The sequence below is a fragment of the Microbispora sp. ZYX-F-249 genome (assembly GCF_039649665.1).
GTDB lineage: Bacteria > Actinomycetota > Actinomycetes > Streptosporangiales > Streptosporangiaceae > Microbispora > Microbispora maris.
Map to the genome: position 1 here is coordinate 1 of NZ_JBDJAW010000074.1, position 16,142 is coordinate 16,142.

Consider the following 16,142-nt stretch of genomic DNA (forward strand, 5'->3'; position numbering starts at 1 on the left):
CCGACTGGAGGGTCGCGTTGGTCTCGCCGTACGGCGGGCGGAACAGCTTGGGCGCCGAGCCGGTGGCCTGCTGGATGGCCTGCTGGGTCCGCTGCAGCTCGGACTGGATCTGCGAGCTGCTCATCTGGGGCAGGTGGGGGTGGGTGTAGCTGTGGTTGCCGACCCACATGCCCGCGTCGACCTGGGCGCGGACCAGGGACGGGTTGGCGGCGGCGTTCTGGCCGATGTTGAAGAACGTGGCCCGCAGGCCGTTGGCCTTCAACGTGTTCAGCAGGTTCGTGGTGTTGCTGGGGTTCGGGCCGTCGTCGTAGGTCAGCCCGACGTACCCGCCGCTACAGTCGGCCGCCTGCGCGGCCGTGGCGGACACGGCCACGGTCGCGAGCGCCGCTGTGACGACGCCCGCGAGCGCCGTGGCGAGCATCTTGCGTAAGCCTGCACTTTTTGCGGTGGGCACGGCGCTATCGGCCATGTCTGCTCCTTTCGGGGGCTCTGATCGGGCGCCGGGAACTGGTCTGGTGGCACGTCGCCATGCGAGGGGAGGCGCCACCCGGCCCGGGGTTCGCCGGGGGCATCATTCTGGGAAGCGCCGTTGAAACATGTCAAAGATTTGTTAGAAACGTTTCAGCGATAATCGGTCAAGCGCGGGGTCGCGCTGCCGGAACACCGATGAAGCTTTCACGTCGTCGCGGACTCCGGCGGGCGGAGCGCGAGCGCGTGCTCGTCGGTCCTCGCGTCGTACCGGCGGAACCGGGGCAACGCGACCGCCATCAGCCCGACCGCGGCCACGCACAGCAGGCCGCCCGCCCCGAGGGAGAAGCGGGTGCCGCCCAGCTGGGCCATGAACCCGGCCCGCGCGTCGCCCAGCATCGGGCCGGCTGAGTAGGACAGCAGTTCGATGCCCGCGAGCCGTCCACGGTAGGAATCCGGAATCGTCTGGTTCCAGATGGTGCCGCGGAACAGGCCGCTCACCATGTCGGCGCCCCCGGCGACGGCGAGGAACAGGAACATCAGCCAGATGTCCGGCATCAGGGCCGCGAGGGCCACCGCGACGCCCCACAGGGCGGCCGAGACGACGACGGCGAGCCCGTGCCGATGGACGTGTGCCGTCCAGCCCGAGGTGAGGGAGGCGATCACCGCGCCGACGCCGCCGGCCGCATACAGGACGCCGACGGCCTTGGACGCGCCGAGGTCCTCGGCCAGGAACGGGAACAGCGCGGTGGAACTGGCGAAGGCCATCGCGGCGATGTCCACGAGATAGGTGCCCATCAGGTCGGGCCGCCGCAGTGCGTACCGCACGCCTTCCAGCAGGGAACGCAGCGACGCGGGGGTGGGCTCCTCGGCGCGGGGGACCGGGCCGACCCGGACCAGCAGCGCGAGGGACAGCAGGAACGAGGCGACGTCGACGCCGTAGGAGGCGGCCGGTCCGAGCGAGGCCACGAGGAGACCGCCCGCCGCCGGTCCCGCGATCATGGCGGCGTTGCGGACCAGGCCCTGCAGCGCGAACGCCGCGGGCATCCGGTCCAGCGGCAGCACCCGGTTGATCATCGCCTGCTCGCTGGGAGACCGTATGCTCCCGAGCCCGGCGGCCAGCGCCCCGGCGACGTACAGCACCCAGACCTGCGGCCGGGGCAGCAGCGCGTTGACGAGCAGGAGGACCGAGCACAGGCACAGCCCGAGCTCGCTGAGTATCACGATCCTGCGCCGGTCGTGCGCGTCCGCGATCGCGCCGCCCCACAGGCCGCAGACCACCATCGGGACGAACTCGGCCATGCCCACCAGGCCCACCGCCACGTAGGACTCGGTGAGCTGCTTCATCTGGTACGGCACGGCCACGGTGGTGACGACCGTGCCGAGCGTGGTGATCAACCCGGAGCCGAGTAGCAGGCGGAAGTCGCGGAACTCCCGCAACGGGCTGAGATCCAGTCTCAGCCGCCGGGCGAGGGACGTCAGGGAACGGGCAGGAGCGTCCGGCACGACGAGCCATCTCATCCGTTCGGCCGGGGAGAGGCAACTCGTTTTCCGGACTTCCCGCGTCGGACGCTCCGTCCCCCCCGCCGGGTGACAGTGCGAGCGTGGCGGGAATGCTGACCCTGCGGCTCGGCCGCGCGCCCGGACGGACGCCCGGCCCCGGCGGAGGGAGTCGGCATGGGCGTCACCCGGTGCCCGACGATCATGCTTCGCGTCCTGACCGTGCCGGCTCTCGTCCTGGCCGCGGCAGCTGTGCCTGCCGTGCCTGTGCCTGCCGTGCCCGTGCCTGCCGTGCCCGTGCCTGCCGTGCCCGTGCCTGCCGTGCCTGTGCCTGCCGCCGCGCCGGGGACGGCCGACGCCGTACGGCGGGCCGACGCCGTGCGGTGGCCGCGTGACGCGGAGGAGGCGCTGGGCGCCGTGCTCGACCGGGCGGTGAGCGAGGGGTCTCCCGGCGCGCTGGCCCAGGTCTCCAGTGCGGGCCGGACGACCACGGTCACGCGCGGCGTGGCCGACACCGTGACCCGGCAAGCACCCCGCGCGGACATGCGCTTCCGGATCGGCAGCACGACCAAGACGTTCGTCGCCACGGTCGTCCTGCAACTGGTCGCCGAGGACCGCCTGCGCCTGGACGACACGCTCGAACGGTGGCTGCCGGGGCTGGTCACGGGCAACGGCAACGACGGGCGGGCCATCACCGTCCGGATGCTGCTCAACCACACCAGCGGGCTGTTCAACTACACCAAGGACCACCATGTGCCGGACGCGCTCGAACGCGATCCGCTCACGACATTCACGCCGCGCCGGCTGGTGGGCTACGCGCTCGGCCACCCTCCGGTGTTCCCACCCGGCACGTCCTGGCAGTATTCGAACACCAACTACGTCCTGCTCGGAATGCTGATCGAGCGGGTGACCGGGCACACGTACTCCAGGGAGGTCGCAGCGCGCGTCCTGCACCCGCTGGGCCTGCGGGCCACCTACTTTCCCGGCACCTCGCCGGACGTCCGCACTCCCTTCATCCATAGGTACAGCAAGGACGGCCTCTCGCGCTTCAACCCGTCCTGGGCCGGGGCCGCCGGTGAGATGGTCTCCACGGTCGGCGACCTGAACCGCTTCGACTCCGCGCTGCTCTCCGGTCGCCTGCTGCCGGCCGCACTGCTGCGGGAGATGCTCACTCCGACGCCGAAGTCCGACGTCTTCCATGGGCAGGGTCCGTACCGGTACGGGCTGGGCGTCATGATGGTCACCCTCCCCTGTGGCGTCACCGTGTACGGGCACGGCGGCACGATCTTCGGATCGCTCACCTGGATGGCCGGCACCCGCGACGGCCGCCACACGCTGTCCTTCGACCTGAACGGCGACAAGGTGAACCAGGGGGAGATCACCACGGCGGCGAACGTGGCGGAGTTCTGCCCGGCGGCCCCGTCCCCCCGCAGCCGGCGGCCGCGAGGGGGTACCGCGCTCCACCGTGGTCGATCAGGCGGGGACCTTGTCGAGGAAGCCGTACACGCCGCGGATGCGGCCGTCCTCGTCGAGCCTCACCACGTCGAAGCCGATCACGACCGGCTCTGCCGCGCTTGCGGGGCTTTCCGGGCCGAGATGCCAGGTGAAGCGCGCGATGTCGTGGTGGCCGTCCACGGGCCCGCCCAGGGTGAACACGAACCCCGGGAACATCTCCTGCGCCCCGGCGATCACCGCGGCGATACCGTCGTGTCCGGTGACGGCGGCCAGTGGGTCGGTGTAGCCGCCGTCCTCGGCCCACAGCTCCGCCACCGCCTTCGCCCTGGCCTCGGGGTCGCGCTCGTTCCAGGCGGCGATGTAACGCTCGGCCAGGGCGGTGTAGTCGGTCATTTCCACTCCTTCGGGGATGTCTTCCGTGACGACACGTGAACCGTGTCACGGGCCCCGGGGGAGTGGCGATTACGCGGCAGGTAACGCTAAAGGCCCAGGGTCTCCTTGCGCAGGTGGGTCTTGAGCACCTTGCCGCCGGGATTGCGCGGCAGTTCGGTCTCCCTGAACCAGAACCGCACCGGCACCTTGAACGCCGCGATGCGGCCGCGCAGGAACTCCTGGAGCTCCTCGCCGGTGGCGGCGGCGCCCTGCTTGAGCCGTACGACCGCGCCGACCTGCTCGCCCAGCTCGTCGTCGGGGATGCCGATCACCGCCGCGTCGTCCACCGCGGGATGCTCGAACAGGGCGGCCTCGACCTCGGCGCAGTAGACGTTCTCGCCACCCCTGATGACCATGTCCTTGGCGCGGTCGACGATGTAGACGAAGCCGTCCTCGTCGATGCGGGCCAGGTCTCCGGTGTGCAGCCAGCCGTCCACGAACGTCTCGGCCGTGGCGTCCGGGCGGTTCCAGTAGCCCATGATGACGATCGGCCCGCGCATGCACAGCTCGCCGACCTCGCCGGGCGGAAGTTCGGCGCCGAGCGGGTCGCAGACCTTCACGTCCACGACGGCGAGCGGCAGCCCGATGCTGTCGGGCTTGGCCAGATAGTCGGCGCCGCTGTTGTAGATCGCGAGCGCCGTTGTCTCGGTCATGCCGTACCCGTTGGCGGGCGTGCGGTTGGGGAGCGTCTCGGTGAGCCGCTCCAGCAGCTTCGGCGGGGCCGGGGCGCCACCGTACGAGATGGAGCCGAGCGAGGAGACGTCGTGCTTGTCCAGGTCGGGGTGGGACAGCAGCTGCCAGGCGTTGGTCGGCACGCCGCTCATCACCGTGACCTGCTCGCGCTCGATGAGCTCCAGGGCCCGCTTGGGGTCCCACTTGTACATCAGCACGAGCCCGCCGCCGCTGAACATCGTGGTCATCAGTACGGCGAAGCACCCGGTGACGTGGAAGAGGGGCACGGTGAGCAGGGTGATCCTGCGCTTCTCGGCCGCCGTGGCCACGTCCCTGCCGGCCATGGCCACGGTGCGCATCATCGCGTACGCCACGGTCATCGGCGCCTGGCCGAGGTTGCGGTGGCTGCCGAGGGCGCCCTTGGACCTGCCCGTGGTGCCGGAGGTGTAGAAGATCGTGGCGGGGTCGTCGGGGCCGATCTCGACCTGCGGCAGCGTCACGTCGGCCCGGACCTCGCCGAGGACCTCCGCCCAGTTGGCGCCCTCGCCGCGCGTGACGATCATCGGCAGGCCGCTGCCGGCCATCCGGGCGGCGCGCTCGCCGTCGGCGATCACGACCTTGGCGCCCGAGTCGTCCAGGCCGTACGCCAGTTCCTGCTCGGTCCACCAGGCGTTGAGCGGCACGGCCACCGCGCCGGCGGCGAGCACGGCGGAGAAGGAGATGATCCATTCCGGATAGTTGCGCATGGCGACGGCGACGCGGTCGCCCCTGCGCACGCCGAAGTCGTCCACGAGACGGTTGGCGAGCGTCGCGGCCAGCCGGAAGTGCTCCTCGTAGGTGATGCGCTCGTCCTCGTAGACCACGAACACCTTGTCCCCGTGGAACCGGGTGATCTCCAGGAGGGACCGGAACGTGGCCGGAGCATGCTTCCATGCCCGGATCTTGTGACCGCCGACCTCGACCTCGTCCATCTCGAAGAGCTGCCCGGGCGCCGTGAGCTGGGCCTGGACCTGTTCGTTCGTGATCGTCATGCTGGCGCACTCCCGGATTCGTTCGTCAACCGGAGGTTTCACGATACCGACCGGTAGGTACGTCGGCTAGATGTCCACTACTCGGAACGCTGCTTGCATGCTCATGCTTTGCGTTGCATACTCTCTACACCAGCAAGAACATGAGGTCTGCTGCATGACCATGCAGTGATCGTGGAGAATCGGGGGCGCGGATGAGGGCGGCGATCGCCGGAGCCAGCGGCTATGCGGGAGGAGAACTCCTCCGCCTGCTGCTCGGCCATCCCGACATCGAGATCGGCGCGCTGACCGCGGCGTCCAGCGCGGGCACGAGGCTCGGCGCCCACCAACCCCACCTGCCGTCGCTGGCCGACCGGGTGATCGAGCAGACCACCCCCGACGTGCTCGCCGGCCACGACGTCGTCTTCCTCGCCCTCCCGCACGGCCAGTCGGCCGCGGTCGCCGCCGAACTCGGCGACGGCACGCTCGTCGTCGACTGCGGCGCCGACTTCCGGCTGACCAGTGCGCAGGAGTGGACAGCATTCTACGGCGGCGCCCACGCCGGCACGTGGCCCTATGGCCTGCCCGAGCTGCCCGGCCAGCGTGAGATCCTGCGCGGCGCCCGGCGCATCGCCGTCCCGGGCTGTTATCCGACGGCCGCGACGCTGGCGTTGTTCCCCGCCTTCGCGGCCGGGCTGGCCGAGCCCGACGTCGTGGTCGTCGCCGCGAGCGGCACCTCCGGGGCCGGCCGGGCGCCCAAGGCCCATCTGCTCGGCAGCGAGGTCATGGGCTCCGTCAGCGCGTACGGCGTGGGCGGGGTGCATCGGCACACTCCAGAGATGGAGCAGAACCTGTCGGCGGTCGCCGGACGGCCGGTCCGGGTGTCGTTCACGCCGACCCTCGCACCGATGAGCCGAGGCATTCTCGCCACCTGCACGGCCCCCGCCGCCTCCGGCGTCACCGCCGCCACGCTCCGCGAGGCGTACGAGACCGCGGTGAAGGACGAGCCGTTCCTCCACCTGCTGCCCGAGGGGATCTGGCCCGCGACCGCGATGACGGTCGGGGCCAACACGGCGGTCCTGCAGGTCACCCTCGACGAGCGAGCCGGGCGGATCGTCGCCGTCGTCGCCATCGACAACCTCACCAAGGGCACCGCGGGCGGCGCGATCCAGAGCGCCAACCTCGCTCTCGGCCTGCCGGAAGAAGTCGGACTTCCCACCAATGGAGTCGCCCCGTGAGCAAGATCGTCCCCCTCGGAGGAGCGCGCATGAGCGAGCGAACCGATAGGCAGAGCGCGATTCGCGCGGCACTGACCTGCGCGCTTTCCGCACGACGTGATTCCGAGCTCGCACACGAGGGGGCGGCATGAGCGTCACCGCACCGCTGGGTTTCCGCGCCGCCGGAGTCGCCGCCGGGATCAAGAGCGGCGGCGCCCGTGACCTCGCCCTGGTCGTCAACGACGGCCCCTCGCGCGCCGCGGCCGGCGTCTTCACCCGCAACCGCTTCAAGGCCGCACCGGTCCTGTGGTCGGCCCAGGTCCTCGGCGGAGGCCGGGTCAGGGCCGTCGTCCTGAACTCCGGCGGCGCCAACGCCTGCACCGGGCCGCTGGGTTTCCAGGACACCCACGCCACCGCCGAGAAGGTCGCCGAGGTCCTGGACGACTCCGCGGCCGAGGTCGCGGTCTGCTCCACCGGACTGATCGGCGAGCGGCTGCCGATCGACGCGCTGCTCGGCGGCGTGGGGACCGCGGCCGCCCAGCTCAGCCGCGACGGCGGCCTGGCGGCGGCCGACGCGATCCGGACCACCGACACCGTCAGCAAGATCTCCTTCCGCCGCGGGGAGAACGGCTACATGGTCGGCGGCATGGCCAAGGGCGCGGGGATGCTCGCGCCGGCGCTCGCCACGATGCTGTGCGTGCTCACCACCGACGCCGACCTCACCGCCGAGGAGCTCGACACGGTGCTGCGCAGGGCCACCTCCGTGACGTTCGACCGTCTCGACACCGACGGATGCATGTCGACCAACGACACGGTGCTGCTGCTCGCCAGCGGCGCGTCGGGCGTGCGCCCCGACCTCGCCGAGTTCGAGAAGGTCGTCACCGCCGTCTGCGCCGACCTGGCCCGGCAGCTTCTCGTCGACGCCGAGGGCGCCACGAAGGCGATCGCCATCGAGGTCGTCGGCGCGGCGTCGGAGGAGGACGCGGTGGCGGTGGGCCGTGCGGTGGCCCGCTCGAACCTGCTCAAGTGCGCCATCCACGGCGAGGACCCCAACTGGGGCCGCGTGGTCAGCGCGGTCGGCACCACCGACGCCGTGTTCGAGGCCGAGCGGGTCAACGTGGCGGTCAACGGCATCTGGATCTGCCGCGGCGGCGCGGCGGGGGACGACCGTGCCAAGGTCGACCTGCGGCCCCGCGACGTGACCATCACCGTCGACCTGTCCGCGGGCCCGCACACCGCGACCGTGCACACCACCGACCTCACGGCGGCGTACGTCCACGAGAACTCGGCGTACTCGTCATGAGCGTCAGGCGGAACGGCGCCCTGGACAAGGCGCACACCCTGATCGAGGCGCTGCCCTGGCTGGCGCGCTTCCACGGCGCGACCGTCGTCATCAAGTACGGCGGGAACGCGATGACCGAGGAGCACCTGCGGGCCAAGTTCGCGGCCGACGTGGTGTTCCTGCGTTACGCCGGCCTCCGGCCGGTGATCGTGCACGGCGGCGGCCCGCAGATCCAGTCGCACCTCGACCTGCTCGGGATCGACAGCCACTTCGTGTCCGGGTTGCGGGTGACCACGCCCGAGGCGATGCAGGTGGTCAGGATGGTCCTGGTCGGCCAGGTCAACCGCGACGTGGTCGGCCTGATCAACGGGCACGGCCCGTTCGCGGTCGGCATGTCCGGCGAGGACGCCCACCTGTTCACCGCCGAGCGCAAGCACGTCGTCGTGGACGACGTCAAGGTCGACATCGGCCAGGTCGGAGAGATCGTCCGGGTCGAGGCCGGAGCCGTGCGGGCGCTGCTCGACGACGGCCGCATCCCGGTGGTGTCCTCCGTGGCCCGCGGCGAGGACGGCGGGATCTACAACGTCAACGCCGACACCGCCGCGGCCGCTCTCGCCGTGGCGCTCCAGGCGTCGAAGCTCATCGTCCTCACCGACGTCGAAGGGCTGTACGCCGACTGGCCTCGCAGCGAGGAGGTCGTCAGCCGCATAGGGGCGTCCGAACTCGCCGCGTTGCTGCCCTCGCTGTCCAGTGGCATGGTGCCGAAGATGGAGGCATGTCTGACCGCCGTGCGCGGCGGTGTCCCGCAGGCCCACGTGCTCGACGGGCGGGTGCCGCACGCGCTGCTGCTGGAGGTCTTCACCGACGAGGGCATCGGGACGATGGTCGAGCCCGACGCCGCCGCGGCGGCGCCGGACGGGATCGGGGCGACGGCGGACGGTGCCGTCAACGGGGAGGTTGCCAGATGACCACCAACGACGAACTGCGCGCACGCTTCGAGGCGGCGTTCATGCGCAACTACGGTGTGCCGCCCGTCGCCATCGCCCGCGGTGAGGGCTGCACTGTCTGGGACGTGGACGGACGCCGCTACCTCGACCTCATCGGCGGCATCGCGGTCACCTCGCTCGGGCACAACCACCCGGCCCTGGTCGGGGCGGTGTCCCGGCAGGCGGCCACCCTCGCGCACACCTCGAACCTGTTCCTGCACGAACCCGAGGTGCTGCTCGCCGAGAAGCTGCTCGCCCTGCTCGGGGAGCCCGCTCGGGTCTTCCTCGCCAACTCCGGCACCGAGGCCAACGAGGCGGCGGTCAAGATCGCCATCAAGTACGGCAGGACGCGCGGCCGCGGCTACATGGTCGCGGCGGAGAACGGCTTCCACGGCCGCACGCTCGGCGCGCTGTCGCTCACCGGCAAGCCGTCGATCCGCGACCAGTTCGGGCCGTTCCCGCTCGACGTGCGGTTCGTCCCGTACGGCGACGCGGACGCGCTGAAGAACGCCGTGACCGAGGACTGCGCCGCGGTCTTCCTGGAGCCCACCCAGGGCGAGGCCGGGGTCGTCCCGCCGCCCGAGGGGTACTTCCGGGCCGCCAGGGAGATCTGCTCCTCGGCGGGGGCGCTGCTCGTCGCCGACGAGATCCAGTCGGCCATCGGCCGTACGGGGCACTGGTTCGCACACCAGGCGGAAGGGGTCGTCCCCGACGTGCTGACGCTGGCCAAGGGCCTCGGCGGAGGCCTGCCGATCGGGGCGTGCGTGGGCTTCGGCCCGGCCGGCGAGGTCTTCGCCAAGGGCGACCACGGCTCGACCTTCGGCGGCAACCCGATCTCGTCCGCGGCGGCGCTCGCGGTGCTGGACACGATCGAGCGCGACGGACTGCTCGGCAACGTCGCCAAGGTTGGAGCGCTGCTGTCCGAGGGCATCTCCGCCGTGCGGCACCCGCTGCTCAAGGGAGTCAGGGGACGAGGGCTGTGGCTGGCCGCCGTGCTCACCGCGCCGAAGTCCGCGCAGGTGCAGGCGGCGGCGCAGGAGGCAGGTTTCCTTGTCAACGCCCTTCAGCCCGACGCGGTACGGCTCGCGCCGCCGCTTGTGATCACCGAGTCCGACGTTCGGACCTTCCTCGACGCGCTGCCCGGCATCCTGGAGACCGCAAATGCCTGATGACGACCTCCTGACCCCCGACGACGGCCCGAGCCAGGGCGGCTACCCCGCGCGGGTGGGGCAGGGCGCGGACCCGGCGCGTATTGGGCACGGCGCGGACCCGGCGCGAGTCAGGCACTTCCTGCGGGACGACGACCTGTCGCCGGAGGAGCAGGCACAGGTGCTCGACCTGGCCGAGGCGATGAAGAAGGACAGGTTCGGCTACCGGCCCTTCGCGGGCCCCCGCACGGTCGCCGTGCTGTTCGACAAGCCCTCCACCCGCACCCGGGTCTCCTTCACCGTCGGCGTCGCCGAGCTGGGCGGCCAGCCGCTGGTCATGGACCTCGGCACGTCGCAGATGGGACGCGGCGAGCCGGTCGAGGACACCGCGCGGGTGCTGTCCCGGCAGGTCGCGGCGATCGTGTGGCGGACGGCGGGCCAGGAGCGCATCGAGGCGATGGCGGCCCATTCGACTGTGCCGGTGGTGAACGCGCTGACCGACGAGTTCCACCCCTGCCAGATCCTCGCCGACCTGCAGACGATCCGGGAGCACAAGGGTTCGCCGAGGGGTCTCACTCTCGCCTACCTCGGCGACGGCGCCAACAACATGGCCCACTCCTACCTGCTGGGCGGGGCCACGGCCGGCATGCACGTCCGGGTCGGGGCGCCGGCGGGCTACCTGCCCGACGCCCTGGTCATGGAGCGGGCGGCCGAGATCGCGGCGGCGACGGGCGGCTCGGTCACGGCGGTGAGCGACCCGGGGGCCGCGGTGGCCGGGGCGCATGTCGTCGCCACCGACACCTGGGTGTCCATGGGGCAGGACGGCAAGGACGAGCGGGTCGCGGCCTTCGCCTCCTACCAGGTGTCCGCCGCCCTGCTCGGCCTCGCGGACCCGGACGCGATCGTCCTCCACTGCCTTCCGGCATATCGGGGGATGGAGATCGCCGCGGACGTCATCGACGGGCCGCAGAGCGTCGTGTGGGACCAGGCGGAGAACCGGCTGCATGCCCAGAAGGCACTGCTGCACTGGCTGGCGACGCGGGGCGCGGAGGGGTCGTGACCATCCCGCTCACCAAGGCGGCCCGGCACGCTCGCATAGTGGAGCTGCTGACCAGGCACAAGGTGCGCTCGCAGCCCGAGCTGGCCAAGCTTCTGGCGGAGCAGGGAGTGGAGGTCACCCAGGCCACGCTCTCCCGGGATCTCGACGAGCTGGGTGCGCTGAAGCTGAGGGCCGACGACGGCACGCTGGTCTACGCGCTGCCAGGTGAGGGCGGGGGCCGGATCCCCCTCTACCGCACCGGCGCCACGAACGGGTTGCCGGAGAACCCCGACGCGCGGCTGCGGAGGATCGCGGAGGAGCTTCTGGTGTCGGCCGAGGCGTCGGCCAACCTCGTGATCCTGCGTACGCCGCCGGGAGCGGCGCAGTTCCTCGCCTCGGCCATCGACCACGCGGGCTGGGAATCCATCCTCGGCACGGTGGCCGGTGACGACACGATCCTCGTGATCAGCCGTGACCCCACCGGAGGGCAGGGGCTGGCGGAGTCTCTGCTCAACCTCGCCACCCGCCGCACGCCCGACGTGAGCAGGCACAAGCTCGCCGCGGAGGTCCGCCCCCACGACAGCGAAGAGCGGGACCAGTGACGGAATGGGCAGTGCCGGCATCCTCCGGCGCGGTCGCCGTCGCCGAAAGGAAGGGCCTGCCGATCGACCTCGCCGAGAGGTCGAGGCACTCGATCGACGAGAACGAGATCACGGCCGCGCGGGACTCCCGCCAGGTTTGATCGACTCGGCATACGCCCCGGTTCCGGTGCAGGGACCGGGGCGTACGTCGGCTAAGGTCGCGGATTAGTCCCGCAAAGGATCCGCGTGAAGAATCGCGCCGAGGGTTCATCCGAGAAGCCGGACCAGGCGCAAGGATCTACGTACGACGGCCCGGGCGGGAACGGTGCGCGGTCATCTTTTCGGCAGGGACTCGAATATCGGAGGGAGAAGACGGTGGCGGACAACAAGCCGATGAGGCTCTGGGGTGGCAGGTTCGAGGGGGGACCCGCGGACGCCCTCACGCGCCTGTCGGTGAGCGTGCAGTTCGACTGGCGGCTCGCGCCGTACGATCTGCTTGCCTCGCGCGCGCACGCGCGGGTGCTGCACCGCGCCGGGCTGCTGACGCAGGAGGAGCTCGACCGCATGCTGGGCGCGCTCGACGACCTCGACCGGGCCTGCCGCAAGGGAGAGTTCCGCCCCACCGTGGCCGACGAGGACGTGCACACGGCACTGGAGCGCGGCCTGCTCGAACGGCTCGGCTCGCTGGGCGGCAAGCTCCGCGCCGGCCGCAGCCGCAACGACCAGATCGCCACCGACCTGCGCCTCTACCTGCGCGACCACGTCCGCACGATCGTCTCCCGGCTCGCCGAGCTGCAGACGGCGCTGATCAGCCAGGCCGAGGAGAACGCCGACGTCGCCGCCCCCGGCATGACGCATCTGCAGCACGCTCAGCCGGTGTCGTTCGGCCACCAGCTTCTGGCCCACGTCCACGCGCTCACCAGGGACGTGGACCGCCTCCGCGACTGGGACAGGCGCGCGGCGATCTCGCCGCTCGGCTCGGGCGCGCTGGCCGGTTCCTCGCTGCCGCTCGACCCCGCCGCCGTCGCCGCCGAACTCGGATTCGACGCTCCGGCGCCGAACTCGATGGACGCGGTCGCCGACCGCGACTTCGCGGCGGAGTTCCTGTTCTGCGCCGCGCTGATCGGCGTGCACATCTCCAGGCTCGGCGAGGAGATCGTGCTGTGGGCCTCGCAGGAGTTCCGGTGGATCGAGGTGGACGACGCCTACTCGACCGGCTCGTCGATCATGCCGCAGAAGAAGAACCCCGACGTCGCCGAGCTGGCCCGGGGCAAGAGCGGCAGGCTGATCGGTTCGCTGATGTCGCTGCTGACGACCCTCAAGGGCCTGCCGCTCACCTACAACCGGGACCTGCAGGAGGACAAGGAGCCGGTGTTCGACGCGGTCGACACCCTGCTCCTGGTGCTCCCGGCGGTGTCGGGCATGGTCTCCACGATGCGGGTGAACAAGGCCAAGCTGGAGTCCAGCGCGCCCGACGGCTTCGCCCTGGCGACCGACCTCGCCGAACTGCTGGTCCGCCGCGGGGTCCCGTTCCGCGACGCGCACGAGGCCGTCGGCCACCTCGTGGTGTGGTGCCAGGTGAACGACAAGGACCTCGGCGAGCTCACCGACGACGAGCTGGCCAAGGTCTCGCCGCACTTCGCCGTGGACGCCACAGGGGCGAGCGTGCGCGACGTGCTGAACGTGCACGGCGCGCTGGCCGCCCGCAGCGCCTTCGGCGGCACCGCGCCCGACCGGGTCCGCGACCAGATCGCGAACCTCCGGGAGGTCGTCGACGGTCAGGCGGCATGGGCGAACGAGAGCTGATCGAGGAGGTCGCGGGGGCGCCGCTCGGCCGCGACTTCTTCGACCGTCCTTCGGACGTGGTCGCGCCCGACCTGCTCGGCCGCGTGGTCGTCCACGGGTCGGTGGCGGTCCGGCTGAGCGAGGTCGAGGCGTACGGCGGGCCGGGGCAGGACCCGGCCTCCCACACCTACCGGGGACGCACGCCGCGCAACTCGGTCATGTTCGGACCGCCGGGGCACCTCTACGTCTACTTCACGTACGGCATGCACTACTGCGCCAACCTCGTGTGCATGCCCGCGGGCACCGGCTCGGCCGTCCTGCTACGCGCCGGCGAGGTGATCGCGGGCGTGCACAGCGCCCGCGTCCGCCGTATGCCGCACGCCGACGGTCCGGACCTGGAAGGGCTGGTGCGCCGGGTCCCGGACCGGGACCTCGCACGTGGACCGGCCCGGCTCACGGTGGCCCTCGGCCTGGTGCGGGAGCACAACGGAACGGACTGCTGCGCCGGCGGACCGATCCGGGTGCACGAGGGCCGGCCCGTGCCGTCCGGCCAGGTCAGGACCGGCCCCCGCACCGGCGTCTCGGCGGGCGCCGAGACGCCGTGGAGATTCTGGATCGACGGGGACCCCACCGTCTCGCCGTACCGCGCCCACGTTCCCCGGCGCCGGGGCCGCACCACGAGCTGACGCGCCGGAATGAAGTGGCGATAAGGTTTCGTGATCAGGCAGGCTTGTACGGAAGCCCGTACATCCACCATCAATCAGCGAAAGCCATGACCGTGACCGCAACTTCAGGCAATCTCGTGCCGACGTCGGAGATGGCTGACATCCTCGACGAGCTCGAGTGGCGCGACGTGATCGCGCAGACCACCGACATCGACGCGCTGCGCAAGGCGCTGGCCGACGGTCCGATCACCGTGTATGCGGGCTTCGACCCGACCGCACCGTCACTGCACATGGGCAACCTGGCCACGCTGCTGATCCTGACCCGCTTCCAGCGGGCGGGTCACCGGCCCATCGGCCTGGTCGGGGGCGCCACCGGTTTGATCGGCGACCCGAGCGGCCGCAGCACCGAGCGGGCGCTGAACTCCAGCGACATCGTCGCCGAATGGCTGTCGCGGATTCGCGTGCAGGTCGAGAAGTTCCTGTCGTTCGAGGAGGGGCCGACGGCGGCGACGCTGGTCAGCAACCTCGACTGGACGGCGCAGCTGTCGGCGATCGACTTCCTCCGGGACGTCGGTAAGCATTTCCCCGTGAACCGCATGCTGGCGAGGGAATCCGTCTCCGCCCGGCTGGCCGGTGAGGGGCTGAGCTACACGGAGTTCAGCTACCAGATCCTGCAGGCCAACGACTACCTGGAGCTGTACCGGCGGCATGGATGCACCCTGCAGCTCGGTGGCAGCGACCAGTGGGGCAACATCACCGCCGGCGTCGACCTGATCCGGCGGGTCGAGGGCGGACACGTCCACGCGCTCACCGGCAAGCTGATCACCAAGGCCGACGGCACGAAATTCGGCAAGACGGCAGGCGGGGCGGTCTGGCTCGATCCCGCCCTGACCTCGCCGTACGCGTTCTACCAGTACTGGCTGAACGCCGACGACCGGGACGTGGTGCGTTTCCTCAAGGTCTTCACCTTCCGAACCCGGGAGGAGATCGAGGAACTGGAGAAGGCGGTGGCCGAGCGGCCGGCGGCTCGGGAGGCGCAGCGGGCCCTGGCCGAGGATCTGACGACTATGGTGCACGGTGCCGACGAACTGGCCCGCGTGATCGCCGCCTCGCGTGCGCTGTTCGGCCAGGGTTCCCTGGCCGACCTCGACGCCCGGACGCTTGAGTCCGCCCTCGCCGAGGTACCCAAGGCCGTCGTGCCGGCGCTGGGTGCGCCGTACGTCGAGCTGCTCGCGGAGAGCGGGCTGGTGGAGTCGAAGTCCGCGGCGCGGCGTGCCGTCAAGGAGGGCGGCGCGTACCTGAACAACACGAAGATCACCGACGAGGAGTACGTGCCCTCGGCGGACGACCTGCTGCACGGCCGGTTCCTCGTACTGCGCAGAGGCAAGAAGACGGTCGGCGGCGTCGAGATCGCCTGACCGTCCGAGACCCGAACAGCCGCCCCGGGCTAAGGCCGGGGCGGCTGTTTCACGGTCAAGAGTTGTTGTGACGAGGGTAACAATCCTGTGGCGTTCATGGCGGTCAGCGCCGGAAGTTCCCGCCTGGCCTGGGGTTTCGGCCATCTCGCCGTGATTTGACGGCCAGACCCGGGTTGCCTAATGTTTTCTTCGCCCCCGGGGAGAGCGGGACGCCGACAGGCGGCCGGACCCCGACGGGCAAGCCACTCTGACAACCACCCAGACGAGGCGCTCGCGTCAGGTCCGGGTCGTTCGTGGTGCGGCCAAGCCGAAGGGTTTGACGCGAGGCGGGCGAGGGTTTAAGATGGAGTGGTTGCCCCGAAAGGGGCGGTCACTCTGACAAGAGCATCGGCCGAGATCGCATGGCCCTCCAGGTCTGCGGTACGGCGATCGCCGTAGAGTCGGCCAAACGGAAGTTATCGCCCTGGATCTCGGGACCTGGTGATCA

At 71.0% G+C, this 16,142-nt stretch carries 14 protein-coding genes and 1 pseudogene; 11 read left to right on the forward strand and 4 right to left on the reverse strand.

Features of this window, described 5'->3' with window-relative positions; translation table 11 throughout:
• Both AAH991_RS38710 and AAH991_RS38715 read right to left on the reverse strand, forming a co-directional pair.
• The coding region (locus AAH991_RS38710) for a polysaccharide deacetylase family protein (RefSeq protein ID WP_346230934.1) at nucleotides 1–469 on the reverse strand (469 nt) is incomplete at its 3' end.
• Nucleotides 470–675: 206 nt separating this feature from the next.
• The gene (locus AAH991_RS38715; protein ID WP_346230935.1) at nucleotides 676–1,974 is read right to left on the reverse strand and encodes an MFS transporter; all 1,299 of its coding nucleotides are present in this window, start codon (nucleotides 1,972–1,974) and stop codon (nucleotides 676–678) included.
• 198 nt (nucleotides 1,975–2,172) lie between these two features.
• On the opposite strand from AAH991_RS38715, the pseudogene AAH991_RS38720 reads away from it, so the two are divergent.
• Nucleotides 2,173–3,273 (forward strand): annotated as a pseudogene (locus AAH991_RS38720) (serine hydrolase domain-containing protein); the annotation flags it as partial.
• Nucleotides 3,274–3,441: 168 nt separating this feature from the next.
• Here AAH991_RS38720 and AAH991_RS38725 read toward each other — a convergent pair.
• The gene (locus AAH991_RS38725; protein ID WP_346230946.1) at nucleotides 3,442–3,816 is read right to left on the reverse strand and encodes a nuclear transport factor 2 family protein; all 375 of its coding nucleotides are present in this window, start codon (nucleotides 3,814–3,816) and stop codon (nucleotides 3,442–3,444) included.
• Between the two features lie 86 nt (nucleotides 3,817–3,902).
• The gene (locus AAH991_RS38730) at nucleotides 3,903–5,558 is read right to left on the reverse strand and encodes a class I adenylate-forming enzyme family protein (protein ID WP_346230936.1); all 1,656 of its coding nucleotides are present in this window, start codon (nucleotides 5,556–5,558) and stop codon (nucleotides 3,903–3,905) included.
• 191 nt (nucleotides 5,559–5,749) lie between these two features.
• On the opposite strand from AAH991_RS38730, the gene argC reads away from it, so the two are divergent.
• The 10 genes from argC (at nucleotide 5,750) to tyrS (ending at nucleotide 15,655) form a co-directional block, all read left to right on the forward strand.
• Nucleotides 5,750–6,772: an N-acetyl-gamma-glutamyl-phosphate reductase gene (argC, locus tag AAH991_RS38735; RefSeq protein ID WP_346230937.1), complete on the forward strand. Its 1,023-nt coding sequence runs from the start codon at nucleotides 5,750–5,752 to the stop codon at nucleotides 6,770–6,772.
• 127 nt (nucleotides 6,773–6,899) lie between these two features.
• Nucleotides 6,900–8,054, forward strand: a complete 1,155-nt coding sequence (gene argJ, locus AAH991_RS38740; RefSeq protein WP_346230938.1) for a bifunctional glutamate N-acetyltransferase/amino-acid acetyltransferase ArgJ — start codon at nucleotides 6,900–6,902, stop codon at nucleotides 8,052–8,054.
• Nucleotides 8,051–9,001: an acetylglutamate kinase gene (gene argB / locus AAH991_RS38745; protein ID WP_346230939.1), complete on the forward strand. Its 951-nt coding sequence runs from the start codon at nucleotides 8,051–8,053 to the stop codon at nucleotides 8,999–9,001. Before argJ ends, argB begins: the two co-directional genes overlap by 4 nt.
• Entirely contained in the window at nucleotides 8,998–10,188 is a 1,191-nt protein-coding gene (locus AAH991_RS38750) for an acetylornithine transaminase (RefSeq protein ID WP_346230940.1), read from the forward strand. The genes argB and AAH991_RS38750 overlap by 4 nt, the downstream gene beginning before the upstream one ends.
• Nucleotides 10,181–11,227 carry an ornithine carbamoyltransferase gene (gene argF / locus AAH991_RS38755; RefSeq protein WP_346230941.1) on the forward strand — a complete coding sequence of 349 codons (1,047 nt, stop codon included), beginning with the start codon at nucleotides 10,181–10,183 and terminating at the stop codon, nucleotides 11,225–11,227. Before AAH991_RS38750 ends, argF begins: the two co-directional genes overlap by 8 nt.
• Nucleotides 11,224–11,808: an arginine repressor gene (locus AAH991_RS38760; protein ID WP_346230942.1), complete on the forward strand. Its 585-nt coding sequence runs from the start codon at nucleotides 11,224–11,226 to the stop codon at nucleotides 11,806–11,808. The genes argF and AAH991_RS38760 overlap by 4 nt, the downstream gene beginning before the upstream one ends.
• Nucleotides 11,805–11,948, forward strand: coding sequence for a hypothetical protein (locus AAH991_RS38765; RefSeq protein WP_346230943.1), 144 nt, complete (start codon nucleotides 11,805–11,807; stop codon nucleotides 11,946–11,948). Before AAH991_RS38760 ends, AAH991_RS38765 begins: the two co-directional genes overlap by 4 nt.
• Nucleotides 11,949–12,180: 232 nt before the next feature.
• Nucleotides 12,181–13,593, forward strand: a complete 1,413-nt coding sequence (gene argH / locus AAH991_RS38770) for an argininosuccinate lyase (RefSeq protein ID WP_346230947.1) — start codon at nucleotides 12,181–12,183, stop codon at nucleotides 13,591–13,593.
• The gene (locus tag AAH991_RS38775) at nucleotides 13,575–14,258 is read left to right on the forward strand and encodes a DNA-3-methyladenine glycosylase (RefSeq protein ID WP_346230944.1); all 684 of its coding nucleotides are present in this window, start codon (nucleotides 13,575–13,577) and stop codon (nucleotides 14,256–14,258) included. Before argH ends, AAH991_RS38775 begins: the two co-directional genes overlap by 19 nt.
• A gap of 131 nt (nucleotides 14,259–14,389) precedes the next feature.
• Complete coding sequence (gene tyrS, locus AAH991_RS38780) at nucleotides 14,390–15,655, forward strand: tyrosine--tRNA ligase (RefSeq protein WP_346230945.1); 1,266 nt, start codon at nucleotides 14,390–14,392, stop codon at nucleotides 15,653–15,655.
• Nucleotides 15,656–16,142: the final 487 nt, after the last annotated feature.